General features: G+C 33.7%; 21 protein-coding genes. 9 read left to right on the forward strand and 12 right to left on the reverse strand.

Features of this window, described 5'->3' with window-relative positions; all coding sequences use genetic code 11:
• Nucleotides 1–3: 3 nt before the first annotated feature.
• The 4 genes from EV200_RS14785 to meaB all read right to left on the reverse strand — a co-directional run bounded on the left by EV200_RS14785 (nt 4) and on the right by meaB (nt 3,087).
• Complete coding sequence (locus EV200_RS14785) at nt 4–684, reverse strand: succinate dehydrogenase cytochrome b subunit (RefSeq protein ID WP_132533944.1); 681 nt, start codon at nt 682–684, stop codon at nt 4–6.
• Between the two features lie 305 nt (nt 685–989).
• Nucleotides 990–1,181, reverse strand: coding sequence for a cold-shock protein (locus tag EV200_RS14790; protein ID WP_010599638.1), 192 nt, complete (start codon nt 1,179–1,181; stop codon nt 990–992).
• Nucleotides 1,182–1,489: 308 nt separating this feature from the next.
• A complete protein-coding gene (locus EV200_RS14795; RefSeq protein ID WP_132533946.1) occupies nt 1,490–1,993 on the reverse strand; it encodes a hypothetical protein in 504 nt (167 codons plus the stop codon).
• A gap of 191 nt (nt 1,994–2,184) precedes the next feature.
• Nucleotides 2,185–3,087: a methylmalonyl Co-A mutase-associated GTPase MeaB gene (meaB, locus tag EV200_RS14800; RefSeq protein WP_132533948.1), complete on the reverse strand. Its 903-nt coding sequence runs from the start codon at nt 3,085–3,087 to the stop codon at nt 2,185–2,187.
• A 154-nt stretch (nt 3,088–3,241) separates the two neighbouring features.
• On the opposite strand from meaB, the gene EV200_RS14805 reads away from it, so the two are divergent.
• The 6 genes from EV200_RS14805 (at nt 3,242) to EV200_RS14830 (ending at nt 9,793) form a co-directional block, all read left to right on the forward strand.
• Entirely contained in the window at nt 3,242–4,120 is an 879-nt protein-coding gene (locus EV200_RS14805) for a glycosyltransferase family protein (protein ID WP_132533950.1), read from the forward strand.
• A gap of 57 nt (nt 4,121–4,177) precedes the next feature.
• The gene (locus tag EV200_RS14810) at nt 4,178–5,236 is read left to right on the forward strand and encodes a glycosyltransferase family 4 protein (RefSeq protein ID WP_132533952.1); all 1,059 of its coding nucleotides are present in this window, start codon (nt 4,178–4,180) and stop codon (nt 5,234–5,236) included.
• A gap of 6 nt (nt 5,237–5,242) precedes the next feature.
• On the forward strand, nt 5,243–6,043 hold the full coding sequence (locus tag EV200_RS14815) for a DUF5672 family protein (RefSeq protein WP_132533954.1): 801 nt from the start codon (nt 5,243–5,245) through the stop codon (nt 6,041–6,043).
• A 146-nt stretch (nt 6,044–6,189) separates the two neighbouring features.
• Nucleotides 6,190–8,025 carry an ABC transporter ATP-binding protein gene (locus EV200_RS14820; protein WP_132533956.1) on the forward strand — a complete coding sequence of 612 codons (1,836 nt, stop codon included), beginning with the start codon at nt 6,190–6,192 and terminating at the stop codon, nt 8,023–8,025.
• A gap of 16 nt (nt 8,026–8,041) precedes the next feature.
• Nucleotides 8,042–8,992, forward strand: a complete 951-nt coding sequence (locus tag EV200_RS14825; protein ID WP_165877936.1) for a glycosyltransferase family 2 protein — start codon at nt 8,042–8,044, stop codon at nt 8,990–8,992.
• A 21-nt stretch (nt 8,993–9,013) separates the two neighbouring features.
• Complete coding sequence (locus EV200_RS14830; RefSeq protein ID WP_132533960.1) at nt 9,014–9,793, forward strand: glycosyltransferase family 2 protein; 780 nt, start codon at nt 9,014–9,016, stop codon at nt 9,791–9,793.
• On the opposite strand, the gene EV200_RS14835 is transcribed toward EV200_RS14830, so the two are convergent.
• Both EV200_RS14835 and EV200_RS14840 read right to left on the reverse strand, forming a co-directional pair.
• On the reverse strand, nt 9,771–10,670 hold the full coding sequence (locus EV200_RS14835) for a glycosyltransferase (RefSeq protein WP_165877937.1): 900 nt from the start codon (nt 10,668–10,670) through the stop codon (nt 9,771–9,773). The genes EV200_RS14830 and EV200_RS14835 overlap by 23 nt on opposite strands.
• 5 nt (nt 10,671–10,675) lie before the next feature.
• On the reverse strand, nt 10,676–11,635 hold the full coding sequence (locus EV200_RS14840) for a glycosyltransferase (RefSeq protein ID WP_132533964.1): 960 nt from the start codon (nt 11,633–11,635) through the stop codon (nt 10,676–10,678).
• 752 nt (nt 11,636–12,387) lie between these two features.
• Between EV200_RS14840 and EV200_RS14845 the strand changes: the two genes are divergently transcribed.
• Nucleotides 12,388–13,197, forward strand: coding sequence for a DUF4422 domain-containing protein (locus EV200_RS14845; protein WP_165877938.1), 810 nt, complete (start codon nt 12,388–12,390; stop codon nt 13,195–13,197).
• Here EV200_RS14845 and EV200_RS14850 read toward each other — a convergent pair whose 3' ends face one another.
• Both EV200_RS14850 and EV200_RS14855 read right to left on the reverse strand, forming a co-directional pair.
• Nucleotides 13,198–14,289: an acyltransferase family protein gene (locus EV200_RS14850; protein WP_132533968.1), complete on the reverse strand. Its 1,092-nt coding sequence runs from the start codon at nt 14,287–14,289 to the stop codon at nt 13,198–13,200. It abuts the gene before it with no gap.
• Between the two features lie 204 nt (nt 14,290–14,493).
• Complete coding sequence (locus EV200_RS14855; protein ID WP_132533970.1) at nt 14,494–14,724, reverse strand: S41 family peptidase; 231 nt, start codon at nt 14,722–14,724, stop codon at nt 14,494–14,496.
• A 33-nt stretch (nt 14,725–14,757) separates the two neighbouring features.
• On the opposite strand from EV200_RS14855, the gene EV200_RS14860 reads away from it, so the two are divergent.
• Entirely contained in the window at nt 14,758–15,012 is a 255-nt protein-coding gene (locus EV200_RS14860; protein ID WP_132533972.1) for a helix-turn-helix transcriptional regulator, read from the forward strand.
• A gap of 29 nt (nt 15,013–15,041) precedes the next feature.
• Here EV200_RS14860 and infB read toward each other — a convergent pair whose 3' ends face one another.
• The 4 genes from infB to EV200_RS14880 all read right to left on the reverse strand — a co-directional run bounded on the left by infB (nt 15,042) and on the right by EV200_RS14880 (nt 20,459).
• Complete coding sequence (infB, locus tag EV200_RS14865) at nt 15,042–18,134, reverse strand: translation initiation factor IF-2 (RefSeq protein ID WP_132533974.1); 3,093 nt, start codon at nt 18,132–18,134, stop codon at nt 15,042–15,044.
• A gap of 60 nt (nt 18,135–18,194) precedes the next feature.
• Nucleotides 18,195–19,439 (reverse strand): transcription termination factor NusA, encoded by a 1,245-nt coding sequence (gene nusA / locus EV200_RS14870; protein WP_132533976.1) that lies wholly within the window; start codon nt 19,437–19,439, stop codon nt 18,195–18,197.
• A 2-nt stretch (nt 19,440–19,441) separates the two neighbouring features.
• Nucleotides 19,442–19,906 carry a ribosome assembly cofactor RimP gene (rimP, locus tag EV200_RS14875; RefSeq protein ID WP_132533978.1) on the reverse strand — a complete coding sequence of 155 codons (465 nt, stop codon included), beginning with the start codon at nt 19,904–19,906 and terminating at the stop codon, nt 19,442–19,444.
• Between the two features lie 121 nt (nt 19,907–20,027).
• A complete protein-coding gene (locus EV200_RS14880) occupies nt 20,028–20,459 on the reverse strand; it encodes a hypothetical protein (protein ID WP_132533980.1) in 432 nt (143 codons plus the stop codon).
• Nucleotides 20,460–20,475: 16 nt separating this feature from the next.
• On the opposite strand from EV200_RS14880, the gene EV200_RS14885 reads away from it, so the two are divergent.
• Nucleotides 20,476–20,820, forward strand: a complete 345-nt coding sequence (locus EV200_RS14885) for a phage holin family protein (protein WP_132533982.1) — start codon at nt 20,476–20,478, stop codon at nt 20,818–20,820.
• Nucleotides 20,821–20,825: the final 5 nt, after the last annotated feature.

Below are 20,825 nucleotides of genomic sequence, written 5' to 3' on the forward strand. Positions count from 1 at the left end.
AAACTAATTAATTAAACCGGTATAAACTGCTATTGGCATCAATGCGAAAAGGATCGAAATGATAATTGAGTACCAAACACTAGCTCCCTTAATTATTCCATTATATTTTGAATGATTCCAACCCATGGTTTGGAAAGCAGAAGCAAAGCCATGTAATAAATGATAACATAGTGAAATCATTAATAACACGTAAGCCGCAACTCTAACCGGATCATGGAATTTTTCTCTCATCACCGCATATAAATCTTCGTGGCCGTTAGCATCAACAGTTGGAATACCAGTAAAGCGAGATACTACCCAAAAGTCTTTTAAGTGAATCACTAAGAAAATAAGTAGCAAGGTACCTAGTAAGCCCATTGAACGGCTATACCACTTACTATTTGCACTGCCATTATAAACGGCATAAGTTTGTGGCCTTGCCTTTTTATTTTGAATAGTTAGGTTGATAGCCTGGTAAATATGTACCAGCAGCCCTAAAAACAAAACATACTCACCAGCCCTGATGATCCAGTTGGTTGCCATAAAATGAGCACCCACATTGAATGTTAAACCATTATCATCAAGAAAAATTAACGAGTTAATACCCGCATGTACAATTAAAAAGAGTATCAGGAATATTCCTGTAACACCCATCACGTATTTTCTTCCTATTGATGAAGAAAGTGCATTTCCGAAACCACTCATTTGATTAGGATTTATATCTAAATTTCTTGCAAAAGTATCTAATTATGAGTTTAATTTATAAACCATTATGACAAAACGGCGATAAAACATTTATTTAGAAACATTCTAAGTCAGAAACGAAAGAAATTGAAAGAATTTGTATAAAACGATCATTTGAATAAATAGCATTATACACAAACATTAAGAAAAGGATAATAAGAGAAAAATTAATATATGAATATCGATATCAACATCGGAATATTTAGGCACAAAAAAAAGTCCCGATTTGCATCGGGACTTTCAACGATTTATGTGTTCGAGTTTTCTTAAGCTACTTTTACATTTACCGCGTTAAGGCCTTTTCTACCTTCTTCTACATCGTAGTTTACGGTATCATTCTCGCGAATGTTGTCAATTAAGCCTGAAGCATGAACAAAAATTTCGGCATCGCCATTAGATGGAGTGATAAATCCGAAACCTTTAGTTTCATTAAAAAATTTTACTGTTCCTTGTTGCATTATATTGTATTTTAATTTGTACCAAAGATAGGCTTAAATACCTATAAACCAATGTTTATTTTTAATAATAATAAAAATAACTGGAAAATACTGTTTGAATGGCTATTAGACGACATTTCTTCGATCAATTAAATTCAGAAAGAGATTCAACATTGCCTAATTTAAGCATATATTTAGCAATAAATCACAATTTTCAGCTTGCTTTATGCCTAAAACTGTTCCTAATTAAACTAATGCTAATGGCTTTATCAATGAATATTTTATATGTTCACTACTAATCAAACATACAGCTATTGTCATGATAACAATTAAGCTAGTTTTAAATTTTTATCATAATTGATCACCAGATCATCTGTCAGCTTAACCATAAATAGTTCGTTAAAATTCTCTTTAGAATGATAACTTAGAATTAAGTAATCGTTGGTGGTTTTGTGCAAAATCATTTTTGGACTCGTATAAGTTATCTCCAAAACATGGGCAGCTTTATTTAATAGGTCTGAGGAAAGAATATGAAGTTCGACCCAATCGAAGAGAATGGATTGCCCCTGCGAATCAATCAATTCGGGCATTTTATTTTTTAAAGAAATCAGTGTATCCATTACAGATGATTCCAGTTTTTGATGCAAAGAATAAGCTTTCGCATTTTCTTTCAACATTTGAGAAAAGGTATGCGAGCGTTTATCTTGAGCATAAGGCTTAGATCTTTTTTGAAATTCGCGATACGTATTGTGAAATATGCTGCGTTCAAAATCAGTTCTGCACATGAAGTTAATATATTGTTTTGAACTGAGGTTAATGTAAGCTAAAGCCATATAACTGTTTTATTACTGATTCAAATACGAATAATTGACTATTAAGTTTACCACTATTAGTCAATCGATAAACGGTTAAATAACAAGCATATTATGAACATGCGTAAACGTTATTTCTAAATGAAAACGATAAAACTTTGTAATTCGCTTCAATAGCTGAAAAATTAAATGGATACTGAACTTTTAGTCACTTATAACCCATCAACGAAGTTATCCGCGAAACGATAAATATTAAAATCTGCTTGTTGCAATGCCGTTTGAATATCTGCTGTAAGCTTCTTTTTGTCAACATTACGCATTTTATAGTTCTGAATAAGTTTCCAGGCTTTCTCTGCAAAAAGAAATTCTTGCCGTTGGTTAATATTGGCAATTGGTTCCATAATCCAGTTCCCTAATGCATCAACGCCAATATCTTTATCAGCTACCGTTTTTAAAACCGGAATTAACTTTACGCCCTGATGAACCATTTTTTTTAGGTTACTAGCGAAATTATCAGCTCCTTCTCTATCGGCTTTGTTAACCACAAAACAGTCAGCAATTTCCATCAATCCTGATTTGATATGCTGAACATCATCCCCTGATTCCGGAACCAGAACCACAATTGTTTTATCGGCTAAACCAGCAATTTCTACTTCAGATTGCCCGACACCAACAGTTTCGATAAGAATAAGATCAAAATTTGATGCTTTTAGAACATCAACCATCTCAATTGTTTTTGCGGAAATGCCACCCAACGCACCTCTGGTAGCTAAAGATCGAATAAAAACATTGGGATTATTAAACTGTCCGGCCATCCTGATTCGGTCGCCAAGTAACGAACCAAAATTAAATGGGGAGGTTGGATCGATTGCCAAAATGGCAATCCTTTTATTTTTAAGGGTAAAAAAGTTAATTATGGAATTTACCAGCGTACTTTTGCCTGCACCTGGAGGCCCGGTAATGCCAATTACAGGAGTTGATGAACGACTGTTCAAATTTTTGAGAATAGAATCTGCTGGCGAAAGATCATTTTCAACAAGCGTTAATGTTCTTGCCAAAACCTTGTAATTGCCTTGTTTTACTTCGCTTAAAATGGATAGGGAGGTATTATTCATCAATAAAACTATCTTTGTACAAATTAACAAAATAATCAGCCACAAAGCGCAAACAACTAAGACGGAATGAAACCATCATCATTTACCAAAACCCGCAGGAAACTTATCAGCAAATCATGATAGCTTCATTACCGTTAAAAACATATTTGAACAGATGAAAGTTACTGGGTTTACCTTTTTAAGAAATGCAGTCGCAAACGATTATCCTGCAAAGGAAGCCATACTTTCTGTTCTCCCCTTGTGTGATGATTTTGTGATAGCCCTAGGGAATTCTACTGACGAGACAACAGAATTAATCAAAAGCATAGATTCAAAAAAAATCCGCATTATTGACACGGTTTGGGATGAATCTATCCGTGAAGACGGACGGGTTTTTGCTGATGAAACCAATAAAGCCATCGCAGCTATTTCGAAAGATACGGACTGGATGATTTATATTCAGGGAGATGAAGCCATTCATGAAGATTATCTTCCATTAATTAGAAAAGAAATGGAGTTAGCACTAGGTAACAATGATGTCGAAGCACTCCTGTTAAAATACAAACACTTTTATGCTTCATACGATTACCTCGCTGAATCGAGACGCTGGTATAGAAGGGAAGTTAGAATCTTAAAAAACTTACCAGGAATTCACTCTTATCGCGATGCACAAGGCTTTAGGATTGATAACAGAAAACTGAAAGTTAAATTAATTGATGCTTATGTTTACCATTACGGCTGGGTAAAACCACCTAAAGGCTTACAGGGAAAAGTTCGGAATTTCAATCAGTTTTATCAAACAGAAGAGTGGATTGAAGAAAATTATCCCGTTCAGGAAACGTTTGATATGCACAATGCAGATCGGTTAGTGCATTTTAGAGGTACTCATCCCAAAGTGATGGAACAAAGAATTGCGGCTGCAAACTGGAAATTTGAAAAGGATTTAACTAAAGAAACGCCTAAAATGAATTTCAGAAGAAAACTCTTGCAAAAAATTGAAGATTTGACAGGGCTGCGTCTTTTTGAATATCGTAATTATAAAATTGTGAAGTAAATGCAGAAAAAAAGCTCACCATATTTACTCAACTTTTAAACTAAAAGTATATTATTAATGAAAAAACCTTCAGTTCTTGTCACTTTTGATTCTATGAAAGATGCCAATTGTGGCTATTTCTCGTTTGGAAAAGGACTTGGCGATGCATTGATTCAACAAAATAAAGGAAAATTTAAATTAAATTTTTATTTATTTAAGCAGACACAATACCTTTTCAATGGTCTGGTTGATATTTTATATCTTTCCAAACTTGACCGACTGTTTTTTAGAAAAAAAAATGAATTTGAGGTTGTTCACCTATCTGATCAAACTTGCAGGTTGAGGCCCAGTAAGGTAAATGCTAAAAAGATAATGACCATTCATGATATGAATAAGGTTCATTTAAAATTCAGCAGACCTCATCGTATTAAAGTCTATTTAAAGAAGTTGGGAAAACTTATCTCACAATGTGATAAAATTGTTTGTATATCTCAATTTGTAGCCAATGATGTAAAGTACTATTTCCCTGAAGCTAAAGATAAGATCAGTGTAATTTATAATGGAGCAGATAAATTGATCTCTGATGAAAATCATCAGCCCTTGTTTAAACCAACCAAAAAGTTTCTTTTTACCATTGGTTTATTATCAGTTCAGAAAGGATTTCATTTATTACCAGCTTTATTAGAAAATAATGATTTTGAATTGATTATAGCTGGTAAAGAAACCCCACATAAACAACGTATTTTAGAAGAAGCTGAAAGATACAACTGTGTAGATCGGGTACACATCATCGGACAGATTAGTGATGAAGATAAGGCTTGGTATTATAAAAATTGCAGTGCTTTTTTATTCCCCTCAATAGCCGAAGGTTTTGGATTACCTGTTATCGAAGCTTTATATTTCGGTAAACCAGTATTTCTTTCAAAATTCACATCTTTACCAGAAGTAGGCGGCGACGCTGCCTATTATTTTGATAATTTTGAAGCTGAACATATGCATAATGTGTTTACTAATGGTATGAAAGATTTTGTTCAAAGAAATAGATCAAAAGAAATGGTTATTCAGGCGGAGAAGTTTTCTTGGGATATTGCCGCAAGTCAGTATCTAAGTCTGTACAAGGAATACATTGAAAAATAAACGGTATTGAAGAAAGTTGCAATAGTAATTCCATTTTATAGAAATGAGATATCTTATTATGAAAAGATTTCATTAATACAGTGTGAAAAAGTTTTAGGCAATCACGATAAGATAGCAATAAAACCAATGGATCTTAATCTACCAGATGAAACCAAACTATTAAACTTTCACCATACCGTTAGTTTCAGTAATAACTATTTCAGAAGTATCTCAGGCTATAATAAATTAATGTTATCAGCTGAGTTTTATAAGGAATTCCTTGAGTATGAGTATATCTTGATTTATCAGATGGACTGTTTTGTTTTTTCCGATCAATTGGATTTCTGGTGTAACCAAAATTGGGATTATATTGGTGCTCCATGGATCAGGAAAACTTATCATAAAAGCCCTCTCGGACTATACTTTCTAAAAATAAAACAGAATATCAGCTCGCATTTTAATTTTTCTGAGAATAATCAACCCAACCAATATCAGTTAAATAATCAAGTTGGCAATGGTGGCTTTTCATTAAGGCGTGTTCATAAATTTTATAATTTATGCCTATTGATGCAACCTGTGATTAATCAATATCTATCATCTATTGGTAATTTGCATAATGAAGATGTTTTTTGGAGTATCGAGGTTAATAGAGAAAAGAGAATTTTAAACATCCCGGGTTGCGAAAAAGCCTTAAAATTTGCAGTGGAAGTGCCACCGATAAGACTTAAATATTTGCAAGAAAAAGACTTACCATTTGGTTGCCATGATTGGGATCGATATGCAGACTATTGGCGCACAATATTTAGCAAATTGGACTACAAAATCTAGTATCAAGTCAAATGTAATTTAATCCATTCTATAAAACCTTTCAGATAGGTTTTATTAGAAAACCGTACATTTGCCTAGTTTTATTTAATATTTTTCAGGAGAAATTTTAAACTGCTGTTTAGACTTATCATATACATTTTTCATAAATGAAAATTTACTTTCGCTTATTATCGTTTGCAAAACCAATTGAGAGGTTCGCTATTCCATATGTGATTGCAACATTATTATCTATTCTGTTTGGAACATTTAACCTGGCGCTTTTATCACCATTATTTGAAACTTTATTAAATGCAAATAAACCTGCACCTAAAACACCTACACTTACTGATAAAGCTACTGAATCATTCAGTTTACTAGGGAAACTTCGAGAACTGGTTACCGATTCAATAGCCAAAAATTCGATTGAAAAGACTTTACTTTACGTATGCGCAATCATCGTGATATCTGTTCTATTATCGAACCTATTCAGGTATTTTTCTCAACGTTACATGGAAGATTTAAGGGTACATACATTATTGAATTTTAGAAAGAGGGTCTTTGATAATGTGATGAATTTGCATGTAGGCTTTTTTAGTAATGAGCGCAAGGGTGACATTATTTCAAAAGTAGCTTCTGATGTTCAGGTGGTACAATTCACAGTAACCAATACACTGCAAGTGGTTTTTAAAGAACCCGTTACTTTAATTGTATATGTAGTTTTATTATTTAATATTTCTGCTAAACTTACATTATTCTCGCTTTTAGTAATTCCTATTTCTGCTTTTATCATTAGTAAAATCGTGAAAAGGTTAAAACAACAGGCAAAGGAAGCTCATGAGTCTTTTGCAAAAATGATTGGTTTTTTAGATGAAGCTTTAAGCGGTATAAAAATAATTAAAGCTTTTAATGCAACGGAAAGAACAAAAGATAAATTCAATAATGAAAATATCTTCTATTCTAATTTAAACCGGAAAATGGTAAGAAGACAGCAATTAGGTTCCCCGGTTTCTGAATTTTTAGGTGTTTTGATGATCGCTATTATTGTTTGGTATGGTGGAAGTTTAATATTACATAACGATAAAAATGCACTCGCAGCTGCAGATTTTATAGCCTACATTGCTATTTTTTCTCAAGTGATGCGCCCGGCTAAAGCATTAACTGATTCGTTTAGTGGTATTCATTCAGGAATTGCTGCCGGAGAACGCGTTTTAGAATTGATCGACACCAAACCAGAAATGGTTAATAAAATCGATGCAATAAGTATCACCAAGTTTAATAAGGCCTTAGTTTTAGATAATGTAGCTTTTAGTTATGGAGAAAAACAAATTCTAAAGAATATAAATCTTGAAATAAACAAAGGTCAAACGATTGCTTTAGTTGGTCCTTCTGGTGGTGGAAAAAGTACATTGATGGATCTAATTCCCAGGTTTCATGATCCTAAATCTGGAGTAATCAAAATTGATGGCTTAGATTATAGAGATGTCAAAATTGAAGATCTCCGTTCACAAATGGGTACGGTTAACCAAGAATCTTTTTTATTTAATGACACCATTTTTAATAACATTGCGTTTGCCAAACCAAATGCAACAGAAGAAGAAGTTGTAGCTGCTGCAAAAATTGCCAATGCTCATGAATTCATTTTGAATACAGAAAATGGTTATCAATCTTCTGTAGGAGATCGGGGTAATAAATTATCTGGTGGACAAAGGCAACGTGTGTGTATCGCCAGGGCAGTTTTGGCCAATCCGCCAATTATGTTATTAGATGAAGCAACCTCTGCGTTAGATACGGAATCGGAAAAACTGGTTCAGGATGCGCTGAACAATTTAATGAAGAACCGGACATCGATCGTAATTGCTCACCGTTTAAGTACCATACAACATGCAGATAAAATTGTGGTGATTGATAAAGGCGAGGTGGTAGAAACCGGAAGCCATGCAGAATTGATTAAACAAAATGGTCTGTATAGAAGGTTGATCGACATGCAAGCATTTAATGATTAATAGTCTTCAAAATGGCATGGTTTCAATAATTATTCCTACTTTTAATTACGGACACTTAATAGCAGAGACCTTAAATTGCCTACAGGCACAAACCTATCAGTTTTGGGAGGCAATTATTATTGATGATGGCTCAAACGACGATACAGAAGTTGTAGTTGAATCTTTTATAAAAATTGACCCTAGATTTTCGTATATAAGACAGGCTAACCAAGGCGTTGCGGTAGCTAGAAATCTTGGATTGAAGCTAGCAGAAGGAGATTTTATACAATTTCTAGATGCTGACGATCTCATCTCAGAAAACAAAATAGAGTTACAAATTAACTATCTTAAAGAAAATATTGCAGTTGACATCTGCGTTGTCAATACAAAATTTTTCAATAGCCAAAATAAATCAAAACTCTACACAGATTTTGCATTGAGAAACAAAACTTTTATACCCGAAATTTATGGCTCTGGTTACACTTTAATTTCTGATTTTTTAAAACGTAATCCATTAGTAATACAAAGCCCACTATTTAGAAAGAGTGTAATTGATAAAATTGGCAGCTTTAAAAATGGAATGCATTATTTGGAAGATTGGGATTTTTGGTTTAGAGCTGCCTCTGCTAATTTATGTTTTGGATTTTTAAAAAATGACTCAGCCTTGGCATTAGTTCGTGTTCATTCGCAGAGTGCTACGCAACAGTCAATTAAAATTATAGAAGCTGAGATTTTATTTAGAGATCTTGCAAAAAATAATCTTCTCAAATCAGGTTTAAGTGATTCTCAAAAAAAGGACCTTATTACCGAGAACGATAAGCTTCGAATTGATACCTATAAAAAAATAATGGCGCAGACTTATCTTTATGAACTGAAAAAATTCGTTCAATATTATAAGGAGATAAATAATACAATGTCTTTTTTAAAAGCACTTCTTAAAGCCTTAAATATCAAAAGAAAAACTATTTACTCTAAGAAAAAGGTTTAAGTATAATATCTGAAAATAACAATGAGTACAATTTCGCCTACTAAAATAGATGTAATTATTTTAAGTTACGCAAAAACTGAGGTTTTGAAGCAAATGACTGAACAAGGAATCAAATCTTTGGTTAATTCAGAATCTCATGATAAAATTTTATTCAATATTATCGTAGTTGAGTCCGAACGTAGTCTTGAACCATTTAATTATGCTAACTCCAAAACAGTTTATCCTAAGGAAACATTTGGCTATCATAAATACATGAATATTGGAATTAAATTCACAAAAAACCCATTCGTATGTATTTGCAATAACGATTTGCTCTTCCATCCTAATTGGGCTACAGAAATCTTAAAAGCATTCGAAAAAAATCAGGAATTAGAGAGTGCTAGCCCTATCTGCTCGATTCACCATCCTAAAATTGGTATTTCACTAAATACAGGTTTACACATTGGATATGAAGTTAGGAAAGAAGTGGCGGGGTGGTGCTTATTTTTTAAAAGAAGTAATTTAGAAAAAACGGGGCTTTTGGATGAAAAATTTACTTTTTGGTATGCGGACAATGATTATGCTACTACACTTGAAAAGCATAAAATTAAACACGCTTTAGTAACTACTTCAATAGTAGATCACCTTGAAAGTAAAACACTGAAAACTTTCGAATTGGAAGAACAAATGAAAATGACCACAAGGGAACGCTTTTATTACGAATACAAATGGGGAAGACGGGGCTATTTTTCATATTTAAACAGATTATTTAAAGCAAAAAGAGAAATCAATCGACAGATTAAGAAATCGCGAAACGTTTAAGCGCATACTTAGTAGCTTTTGCAATTAGTGTTAAATAAAAATCTATAGTCACTAGTTTAGAAGCTTTGCTTGCTTGAATTACCTGGAACATCTCTATTGATTTAAATTCCTCTCTGCACATCCTTCTAAAAATATTCTTAAATGCCTTTAGCTCTCCGCTTTTAAGTTTTTCATCTTCTAAATTTGTTAAATTTATCGGTAGATATTTACTCCATTTTGCATGAATCTTTAAAATCTCTCGCAACCAATCTTTATTAAATCTACCCTCAGAAAAGTGCTCAATCAGCACTTCAAATGTAACTGCAACTCCATGGGTTTGATTAATTCCCAAAGAAAAATCTAAATCATACCCATGAAAACCTTTTAAAAGCTTTTCATCAAAAGCGTAGTTTTGTAGTGCCTCTCTTGTACAACACATCCACACTCCATCTATGCAAACTACTTTGGCCAGTTTAGTACCGGTTTCGTTAGAATAATCTTTTGTAGTTTGCCTTTGCTCATACTTATAATTTTGAATAATATTATAATACATTACCTCTAACGCATCAATATCATAGCAATGCCATCCAGAAGGTGATAAAGATTTATACTGGCTACCTGCTACGCCTATAAGACCAAGTTTTTTATTATCTAAAAAAATATCAGAAACAGTTTTACCCCAGTCAGTAGTATGTATTTTGATGTCCTCATGCATAAAACAAAAGATATCAAACTTCGCTTTCATTGCTCCTCGATTGTATACTTCACAAAGCCCATTTCTACCTTCACTATTATCAAAACTGATAATTTCGAATGGGACACCTACAGTAGCTCTTATATTATCTTCAGCTCTTGCTAATAACTCTGTGCTAGTAGAGGCTATTATAATTGAAATCATATTATTTAAATAAAACCCAGAACTTGAAGTTTGCATTCCAGTACATCTCTCCAGTATCTTTTCACAATTTTAAATCTTGTTATACTTGTCAATTTCCTGCGTTTATGTAAGGGAAAAAGTATGTTATAATGATAGTAAAGAAAAAACAAAATAAATACCCTCTTTAATAAATTTGTTTTTTTTGAATACAGGGAAATTATTTTTCTTATAAAAGTATCATCTCTATTTTTTTTTAGGACCTTATAAAAGGTTTCCAACTGGAATTTACAAGATTTGTATTGAATTATTGAAATGCCACCTATTGAATTAGATGATGAAACCTCTTTTTGAATTACTGAATTAGAATGAACACGATAACTTGTTAGCACTTTATCAAGAAATATTATTTGCTGATTATAAGTTGCTATAAAACCAATCCACCAATCATAATAACCATGTTCTGGAAATGGCAAAGTTTGTTCAATAAAATGCGCCTTTGCTAAAATAGTGTGGCCAGCTACATAGTTATTAATAAGTATGAATCTATAATCCGAACTTGTAAAGCCAGAAGATTCAAAAAGATGTTTGCCCTGAAAAAAACCAGTTTCGTCGATTAGTCTAGAATTTGAAAATATCATCCCTTTATCGCCAATATTTGCTTTCAGTTCTTCTAATTTATCTAAATCCCATACATCATCTTGATCGCAAATAGCAATAAATACGCCCTTTGCTAACTTAATTGCTTTCTCGAAATTTTTATTGAAACCTATATTTTCGAGATTGAAAAATAATTTTATCTGAACATAACGTGATTGATATTCAGATAAAATAGATTTTGTATTGTCATTAGAACAATCATCAACAATTATAATTTCTATGTTTTTATAAGTCTGAGCTACCAAACTATCTAATTGGTATTTTAAATACTTTTCGCCATTATAAGTACACAATACAACTGATATTAATGGGATGTTGAAGTTGGTCATCTTCCACGAAAATAACAATTCTATTTTTAATATTATAATACAACTTCACCTGCTTTTAATTAACAGTTTATCTCTTTAAATGCTGAAATGATTTGGTTAATCGTCAGAAGTTGTATTTTTACAACTATAAATGATTTTGCAAATTCAAGAGATTTAAATTTTTAATGAAAAGTATTCCGAACAAAAAATATGATTATTTAAGTGTAGGCTCGGGTACATTTGAGGTAACCTTCTATCATGAAATGATAAGCTAGATGTTTAATAATTGATAAAAAGAGACTTTCCGTAGGTAATATTCATTTTAGAAAAATAGAAGATATAAATGTTCATTGGTATGGTGCATATACGTTTTATACCAGCAATAATCTTTTAGGGATTATGTAAATCAGTTTGCTGAATTTAACATATATATCAATTCACATATTGCAAATTAAAGGGAAATTGTATAATCTTCTCTTTAATATGAATTTTTACCGATTATAAGGCAAGAAATCACCAAATCGGCTGTACATTTAAGCATCTAAGGACTTCAATATCCAGAAGAACAAGCCTAAATAGTTGTTATAAATATTTATGAAACTAATTAAGCATTATACTAAAAAACGTTGGGGAAAACGCAATGGATCTTCAAGATTTTATTATGAAAAGATTACCAGTCAATTTTACTGGCGATTATAATTACTTTATCGACAAATATGATATGCGTTAAGTTATTGCCTCTGCTTTAGCCAATTCTAAAATCGAATTAAATAGTGAATAAAGAACTAACTATATTTTCCGTTTACCACAGGAAATTTCCCGTCCCGGAGTGTGATTACATTCAACCTATACAAGTTGGTAGAGTCTTTACTAACTTAGAATTAGGTTTTATTTCTGACGATATAGGTGAAAATATTGCAAATAAAAACAAAACTTATAGTGAGCTTACCGCTTTGTTTTGGATTTGGAAAAATATAGATAAAATAGAGAGTAAATGGATTGGCTTGTGCCATTATAGAAGATATTTCGTGTTACCAAAAACCCGAGTTATAAAAAAGTTATTTTCTAGCAAACTAATTACTGACCCGCGAGATAGTTATAATATGGAATTTAACAAATCTTTATTGATTGATATATCTTCTCAGCAATTAAAATATAAATTGATAGAAGCATTATCCGCAGGAAAAATGGTAGTTCCAAGTCAAGCATACCTTAGCCTGGAATTAAAAGCTGAGGCTAACATTAAAATGCATTACATCTACAATCATATTTCTGAAGACTGGTATCTAATGCAAGCTGCAGTATTAAGTTTGTATCCTGAATATGAAAATTCGTTTAACATATTTTTTGAGAGGGAAACTAAAATGCATTGTTACAATATGTTTATTGCAAATAAAGTTATATTCGATGCTTATTGTACTTGGCTGTTCACTATTTTATTCGAACTTGAGAAAACAGTTAAATTAAGTGAATATGAATATCAAAGACGTATTTTCGGTTTTTTTTCAGAGCGATTGTTCAATCTATATCTTTTTCATAACAAGCTTGAAAAATATGAATTTCCTGTGTTATTCTTTACTTAGTTAACCGCCTACAACCCATTTAAATCTTGTTTTAAGTATTAACTGTGTTAAGATAAAAGCAATTCCGTAAACAAGCAAAAACCTCAAAATTGAGTAGCCAATATTCTCGAATAGGGAAAACGTGGTAAAATTCCATTTATTCCATTTAAAAATCTCAGGCAAAAGACGGATAATTATAATCTGATGAATTAAATAAATCCCAAAAGTTGAAGCTCTGGGTTTTAATCGTTTATCAATAAATTTTATATTGCCTATTTTAAGTAGTAAAATGAACATAGTTATAGAATAGGCGATATTTGAAATTCTTAATGTATTGTATTCATCTTTAGATCCATGCTTGGCTAAATAAATAATTTCCAAACATGAAAATACAAATAAAATAAGATTAATAATTAAAACCCAACGCCATTTAATTGTTTTAACAAAAGTCATGACCTGATCATAATAACGGTTCAGATATATGCCTAACCAAAGATAGAATACAAAGCCAAATAATGCGGCTGAGTGATGTGTTACAAACCATTCCTGGTAAAGGTTTGCACTATAAAGTAGAGATATAACCGCTAAAATTAGACCAAACCAAAGTTTGTATAGATAGCGTTTGAATATTAATAATATACTAATGCAGATTAAGAAGTTCAAAATAAACCAAAAACTACTTTCAAATAAAATATATCGAAATTGCTCTAAAAAATAGTCGCCCGGATTCATTCCACTAAAAAGTGGATCCCCAGATTTTATATGCAAGACCCAATTGTGGATAAGGTTGAGTATAATCAAAATTATTATCCAAAAAAGCCATGGCTTAATCGTATTCTTAAACCTTCTTCCTAGATATTGTAAGGGAGTATATTCTGTAAACTTATAATTGATCAAAAAGCCTCCGATTAAGAAGAATGCTATTGTTGCAAATTTCCAGAATTGCATTGCCATTACTTGTATCCAGATATCAGTGGTGGCAATATATTTCATACCCCATAAAACCGTAGAATGCTCATATACTATTCCTATCATAGAAATACACCTGATTGTATTAACAAAATCAAAGTTTTTCTTTATGATCGAAACTTCTTTATTTGATGCAGTATTCATTAAACAGCTTGATAAATGTTTTGCGAATATCTATAAAAATCGTAGTAATAAAAAAACATTATATTTTTTAAGCATTCAATTGCTTGAGGGAGATATTTGCTGAACCATTTTTATTGATTTGGATACCTAATTTAGTTTTCGATTCTAAATTGAATTTACTATTAATCGCAGAAATAGCTTTTTTAAACCTAATTATTAAGAATCTCACAAGATGGGATTATAAGGAAGAGCTACCGGAATATTGAGTTCCATCCTAGTAAAATAAACAGACCAACCTTGTGCAATCTTGATTAAGAAACTACTTAAGTAAATAATATATTGATCAATATTTACACCAAAGAAGCCAACTGGTTTTCCGTATGTTCGTTCTCCTATTAATTTAACATTAAAATAAGGTTTCAAACAATAGATAAGTAATTCGCTAGCTGATGCCATTTGCACGGAAATTAATAATTATCTGTTCTCAAAATGTTAGATATAGGAAATACCTTAAGAAGGTATCGAGATGATCACCAATACACCCAGCAATACGTAGCCAATATCATAGGAATAAGTAGAGTCGCTTATAGAAAATGGGAAAATAATGATGTTGATTTTGCCCTCTCCCAATTAAGGAAAATAGCCGATTTGTATGAAATCCCCATTCACGAAATTATTCTTCAATCAAAATTTAATAAGAATCAAATCATTCCAATACAACAAAAAGGGCATCAATATTATTGATGCCCTAGGTATATCTATTTAATAGCTAATTACAATTTTCTCGCTACTTCTACTTGTTCGTAAGCTTCTACAATATCACCAACTTCGATGTTATTAAAGTTTTGAATGTTTAAACCACACTCGTAGCCTTTTAACACTTCTTTTACATCATCTTTAAAGCGTTTTAATGAAGCTAATTCACCAGTGTAAACCACAACACCATCTCTAACGATACGGATTTTGCTATTACGGGTAATTTTACCATCTAATACCATACAACCTGCAATGGTACCTACTTTAGTGATTTTGAAAGTCTCACGAATTTCAACGTTAGCTACAATTTTCTCTTCAAATTCTGGATCTAACATACCTTCCATCGCAGATTTAATCTCATTGATCGCATCGTATATGATAGAATATAAACGAATATCGATTTGCTCCTGTTCAGCTAATTTACGCGCACCAGTTGATGGACGAACCTGGAAACCAATAATGATCGCATCAGAAGCTGAAGCTAATAATACATCAGACTCTGAAATCTGACCAACACCTTTACTGATGATATTGATTTGAATTTGTTCAGTCGAAAGTTTCAACAATGAATCTGCTAATGCTTCAATTGAACCATCCACATCACCTTTAACAATGATGTTAAGTTCTTTAAAGTTACCGATAGCCAAACGACGACCGATCTCATCCAATGTAATGTGTTTCTGTGTACGTAATCCCTGCTCACGTTGTAATTGCATTCTTTTGTTTGCAATATCACGTGCCTCAGTTTCACTTTCCAATGCATTGAAACGATCACCTGCTGTAGGTGCACCTTGCATACCCAATACTTGTACTGGTTGTGATGGACCTGCAGATTCTACTTTAGCACCACGCTCATTAGTCAATGCTTTAACACGACCGCTAAAGCTACCAGCTAAAATCGGATCACCTACCCTTAATGTACCAGCCTGAACCAATACCGTAGTTACAATACCACGACCTTTATCTAATGCAGATTCAATAACTGAACCTGTAGCTCTTTTATTAGGGTTAGCTTTAAGTTCTAATAACTCAGCTTCTAATAATACTTTATCTAAAAGTAAATCAACATTTAATCCACTTTTGCTTGAGATTTCCTGTGATTGATATTTACCACCCCAATCTTCAACCAAAATGTTCATTACAGATAATTGCTCACGAACCTTATCTGCATTTGCGCCAGGTTTATCCACTTTAGTAAAAGCGAAAACCAATGGAACACCAGCAGCCTGTGCATGGTTAATGGCCTCTTTTGTTTGCGGCATCACCGCATCATCCGCAGCAATTACGATGATTGCAATATCGGCAACTTTAGCACCACGGGCACGCATCGCTGTAAAGGCTTCGTGACCAGGCGTATCTAAGAAGGTTACTTTTTTACCGGTTGGTGTAGTTACCATATAAGCACCGATGTGCTGGGTAATACCACCTGCTTCACCAGCAACCACATTCGCTTTACGAATATAATCTAGCAATGAAGTTTTACCGTGATCGACGTGACCCATAATCGTAACAACCGGAGCTCTTTCGATTAAATCTGCCTCGTTGTCTTCTTCTTCAATTACATTTTCTTCATCTTCATCCGGTTTAACGAATTGAATTTCATAACCGAATTCATCAGCAACAATGGTTAAAGTTTCCGCATCCAAACGTTGGTTAATCGAAACGAACATACCTAAGCTCATACAAGTACCAATAATTTTGGTCACCTGTACATCCATCATGCTTGCTAACTCATTCGCTGTAACAAATTCTGTTACTTTTAATATTTTAGATTGAGATTCAAGTTCATTTGCGGCTTCTTCTGCGTTAAATGCAACATCATCACGTTTCTGACGTCTCAATTTAGCACGTTGAGCAAATTTACCAGATTTACCAGCTCCACTTAAACGAGCAAGTGTTGCTTTGATCTGATCTTGAATTTCTTTCTCAGTTGGCTCTTCTTTAGGTCCGCTTGGTGTAGCATTTCTATTTTGGAAACCACCTGGTCTGTTGTTATTTCTATTTCCCTGGTAAGGAGTTCCACCTTGTCCGGCTGGTCTGTTTCCCTGGTATGGAGTACCACCACCCGGCCTGTTGCCTTGATAAGGCGCACGAGGAGTACCCGATGCACCTGGTTGACCCGGGCCTGGAGGATTTTGTCCTTGCTGACCCTGACCACCATGTTGACCTGGCTGCCCTGGGGCTCCTGGAGTTTTTTTACGTTTGCGTTTACGTTTAGCAGCTTCACTATCGCTAGATGATGCCACTGGACCGTTTCTTCTATCCGGAGTGGTTGGTAAAATAATTTTACCAATGATATTCGGACCAGTTAACTTAACGGTACGGGCTTTCATTACCTCAGGCTCGTTAGTTGCTGGCTTAACTTCTGCAGGTTTCACCTCTGCTGGTTTTTCTTCAGCTTTAGGTTGTTCTACAGGTTTTACTGGCTCTGGTGCTTTTGCAACTGGCGCAGGCGTAGGTGCCGGAGCTACAGGAGCTTCCTCTTTTTTAACCTCCACTGGTTTTTCTTCAGCTTTTGGTTGTTCTACAGGTTTCACTGGTTCTGGTGCTTTTGCAGCTGGCGCAGGCGTAGGTGCCGGAGCTACAGGAGTTTCCTCTTTCTTAACAGGACGTGTTTTTGAGTTCAGATCATTTAAGTCGATCTTTCCTACAATTTTCACCCCTGGTAATCCGCTTTCTTCAATTTTATCTTCTGCCTTAGCAGGTGCAACTGGCGCTGCTGCCGCAGGAGTTGGTACCGGAGTTTCTACCTTAGGGGTTTCAACAACCTTAGGTTTTTCTACCGGAGGAGTAGATGTTTGAGTATTCTTAATCAGAACCTCTTCATTTTTCTCAAAATCGGTATTCTTCTTCGGCGCTTCTACTGGTTTTTCAGTCTCAGGCTCGTCACGACGTATTTTACCAATCACTATTTGCTTGGCTTCTTCTCTTACGATCTTATCTCCCTGATACTCTTTCAATAAGGCACTATACATGTCTCCCGTAAGTTTAAACATCGGGCTCTTCTCGGCAGAGAATCCCTTTTTGTTTAAAAACTCAACGGCCGTACCCATGCCTATATTAAGTTCCTTAATAGCTTTAATTAAAATGATTGGTTTGTCGTCTGACATTTAGCTCCTGTTATTTTTTAATATAATACAAAAGTAGTGTTTATTTGGCAATTACACCACTTATTCAAATTCTGACTGTAAAATCTGAACCACTTCTTTAATGGTTTCTTCTTCTAAGTCTGTGCGTTTTACCAAATCTTCCACTGTAAGTGCCAAAACACTCTTAGCAGTATCGCACCCGATAGCCTTTAATTCATCAATTATCCAGCTATCAATCTCATCTGAGAATTCTTCCAAATCCACATCTTCGTCACTTTCTTCTCCAGCCTCACGGTAAACATCAATTTCATAACCAGTTAATTTACCAGCTAATTTAATGTTATGTCCGCCACGTCCAATAGCTAATGAAACCTGATCTGGTTTTAAATAAACCGAAGCATGTTTAGTTTCATCATCTAATTTAATAGAGGTGATTTTTGCCGGGCTTAAAGCACGGGTGATATATAATGAGATATTATTTGTGAAATTAATCACATCAATATTTTCGTTTTTCAATTCGCGAACGATACCATGGATACGAGATCCTTTCATACCTACACAAGCCCCTACCGGATCAATACGATCATCGTAAGATTCTACAGCAACTTTAGCACGTTCTCCTGGCTCACGAACAATTTTCTTCACAGTAATTAAACCATCGAAAATTTCAGGAACTTCCAGTTCAAACAAGCGTTGTAAAAACTCAGGCGCTGTTCTTGAAATAATAATTTTTGGATTCGCATTAATCATTTCAACTTTAGAAATTACAGCTCTTACTGAATCACCTTTTTTGAAATAATCTGCAGGAATCTGCTCTGTTTTAGGTAGCAAAAGCTCATTACCTTCATCATCTAAAACCAAAGTTTCTTTTTTCCAAACCTGATAAACCTCACCTGTGATAATTTCACCTACGCGATCTTTATATTTTTTGAAGATTTCATCCTTTTCTAATTCCAATACTTTAGAAACCAAAGTCTGGCGGGCAGCTAAAATCGCTCTCCGCCCAAAGCTTTCTAAAGTGATTTGTTCGATATAATCGTCACCAACTTCTAAACTTGGGTCAATTTTATGTACTTCAGCAAGTTCAATTTCTAAATCATCATCTTCAGAAAACCCGTCTTCCATTACTTTTCTGGTTCTCCAGATCTCTAAATCTCCATTATCAGGATTCACAATTACATCACAGTTTTCGTCTGTCCCGTATTTTTTACGCAACATACTACGAAAAACTTCTTCCAACACACTGATCACCGTTGGGCGATCTATATTTTTAAAATCTTTAAACTCCTGAAAAGAGTCGATTAAATTGATTGTTGTAGTACTCATTTTTATTTAAATGAAATTAACACACTTGTTTCTAATATATCATTAAACGGCACAGTTGTTTGAACATTTACCGCTTTTTTTCCTTTTTCTTTTACCGATTCTTCCAGCAACAAGTTCTCTTCTGTAACCTCCAGAAGCTTTCCTTCTTTTTTTTGCCCATCCTTTAATTTTATACTTAAGGTACGGCCTATATTCTTAATGTACTGGCGATTTAACTTTAGTGGCTCGCCTACACCAGGCGATGAAACCTCTAAATTATAAGCCTGCTCAATTACATTTTCTTCTTCTAAATGAAATCCTACATGCCTGCTTATGGCAACGCAATCTTGTATACTAATACCCTCATCGCCATCAACATGAATAATTAACTTATGGTTTGGCAACATTTTCACTTCTACCAGAAAAAGCTCTGGCCGATCTGCTATCTTTTCTTCAACAAGAACTGCAACTCTCTTTTCTACCTGCATATTTTAACCCAATTTCATAGAAAAAGGGGACATTGTCCCCTTCTCTTTTCTTCGATTACAATGCAAATGTAGGTATATTTTCTATAAAATCAAATACTCAGGTTAATTATTATGCTGATTATTACCGTTTAAGTGTTTGCCGTTGGGGCTGCAGGCTTTGTTTAACCTGACCTAAAATTATTTTTTCTACCGTCGCAAATTCAACGCCTATTAAACTTTCAACTACATAATCCTTTCCTTTTACAAAAGGTAAATCTGGCTTAAAAACAATGGAATCTCCAATTAAATTAGTTTTCCCATTAACCAAAATTTCATCCTGTAAACTATCCTGTTCGCCTGGTTTAATTAAGACTGTAACGAGTTGATTAGAATCAGCATTTACAGCAAACGCATCTCTAACCTTTAACAAGCTTGCTTTATCGAGATTTTTAATTACTATTGATGCACTATCCTTTGAAAACTTAATGATTGGTTTTTTGTTTGTACCAGAACAAGAAACCAAAGACAGTGCAAATAGCGCAACTATTAAAAATATATAAAAGCTTTTAAACATTAACAAATTTAACATTATGAGATTAATTATTGAAGTTCTTTTGATGGGACTTGCCTTTTTTATCGGGGCGAAACTTGTACCTGGTGTAGAAGTAACAGGATTTATGAGCGCACTTGTGGCAGCCGTTTTAATCGCACTTGCAAATGCAACAATTGGATTTATTTTGAGGTTACTAACCTTCCCTATTAACTTTTTAACACTGGGCCTGGTATCCTTTATTATAACTGTTTTAATGATCCTTTTAGTAGACAGCATGATGACCTCTTTCAATACTTCTGGTTTTTTTGCTGCTGCATTTTTAGCGATTATCGTAGCTTTAATCAAAGCGATTTTTGGCGCTGTTGCAGGAGAGAAAGAATAGTTGGG

Origin of the sequence: Pedobacter psychrotolerans, assembly GCF_004340665.1 — a bacterium.
Classification (GTDB): Bacteria; Bacteroidota; Bacteroidia; order Sphingobacteriales; family Sphingobacteriaceae; genus Pedobacter; species Pedobacter psychrotolerans.

What these genes read in the sequence shown, in the direction of transcription:
- EV200_RS14830 (WP_132533960.1), top strand. Translation starts at nt 9,014, where the DNA reads ATGAGTACAATTTCGCCTACTAAAATAGATGTAATTATTTTAAGTTAC.
- rimP (WP_132533978.1), bottom strand. Translation starts at nt 19,906, where the DNA reads ATGCAGGTAGAAAAGAGAGTTGCAGTTCTTGTTGAAGAAAAGATAGCA.
- EV200_RS14790 (WP_010599638.1), bottom strand. Translation starts at nt 1,181, where the DNA reads ATGCAACAAGGAACAGTAAAATTTTTTAATGAAACTAAAGGTTTCGGA.
- EV200_RS14795 (WP_132533946.1), bottom strand. Translation starts at nt 1,993, where the DNA reads ATGGCTTTAGCTTACATTAACCTCAGTTCAAAACAATATATTAACTTC.
- EV200_RS14820 (WP_132533956.1), top strand. Translation starts at nt 6,190, where the DNA reads ATGAAAATTTACTTTCGCTTATTATCGTTTGCAAAACCAATTGAGAGG.
- meaB (WP_132533948.1), bottom strand. Translation starts at nt 3,087, where the DNA reads ATGAATAATACCTCCCTATCCATTTTAAGCGAAGTAAAACAAGGCAAT.
- EV200_RS14840 (WP_132533964.1), bottom strand. Translation starts at nt 11,635, where the DNA reads ATGACCAACTTCAACATCCCATTAATATCAGTTGTATTGTGTACTTAT.
- EV200_RS14885 (WP_132533982.1), top strand. Translation starts at nt 20,476, where the DNA reads ATGAGATTAATTATTGAAGTTCTTTTGATGGGACTTGCCTTTTTTATC.
- EV200_RS14810 (WP_132533952.1), top strand. Translation starts at nt 4,178, where the DNA reads ATGAAAAAACCTTCAGTTCTTGTCACTTTTGATTCTATGAAAGATGCC.
- EV200_RS14835 (WP_165877937.1), bottom strand. Translation starts at nt 10,670, where the DNA reads ATGATTTCAATTATAATAGCCTCTACTAGCACAGAGTTATTAGCAAGA.
- nusA (WP_132533976.1), bottom strand. Translation starts at nt 19,439, where the DNA reads ATGAGTACTACAACAATCAATTTAATCGACTCTTTTCAGGAGTTTAAA.
- EV200_RS14785 (WP_132533944.1), bottom strand. Translation starts at nt 684, where the DNA reads ATGAGTGGTTTCGGAAATGCACTTTCTTCATCAATAGGAAGAAAATAC.
- EV200_RS14855 (WP_132533970.1), bottom strand. Translation starts at nt 14,724, where the DNA reads ATGGCATCAGCTAGCGAATTACTTATCTATTGTTTGAAACCTTATTTT.
- EV200_RS14850 (WP_132533968.1), bottom strand. Translation starts at nt 14,289, where the DNA reads ATGAATACTGCATCAAATAAAGAAGTTTCGATCATAAAGAAAAACTTT.
- EV200_RS14805 (WP_132533950.1), top strand. Translation starts at nt 3,242, where the DNA reads ATGAAAGTTACTGGGTTTACCTTTTTAAGAAATGCAGTCGCAAACGAT.
- EV200_RS14860 (WP_132533972.1), top strand. Translation starts at nt 14,758, where the DNA reads ATGTTAGATATAGGAAATACCTTAAGAAGGTATCGAGATGATCACCAA.
- EV200_RS14825 (WP_165877936.1), top strand. Translation starts at nt 8,042, where the DNA reads ATGGTTTCAATAATTATTCCTACTTTTAATTACGGACACTTAATAGCA.
- EV200_RS14880 (WP_132533980.1), bottom strand. Translation starts at nt 20,459, where the DNA reads ATGTTTAAAAGCTTTTATATATTTTTAATAGTTGCGCTATTTGCACTG.
- infB (WP_132533974.1), bottom strand. Translation starts at nt 18,134, where the DNA reads ATGTCAGACGACAAACCAATCATTTTAATTAAAGCTATTAAGGAACTT.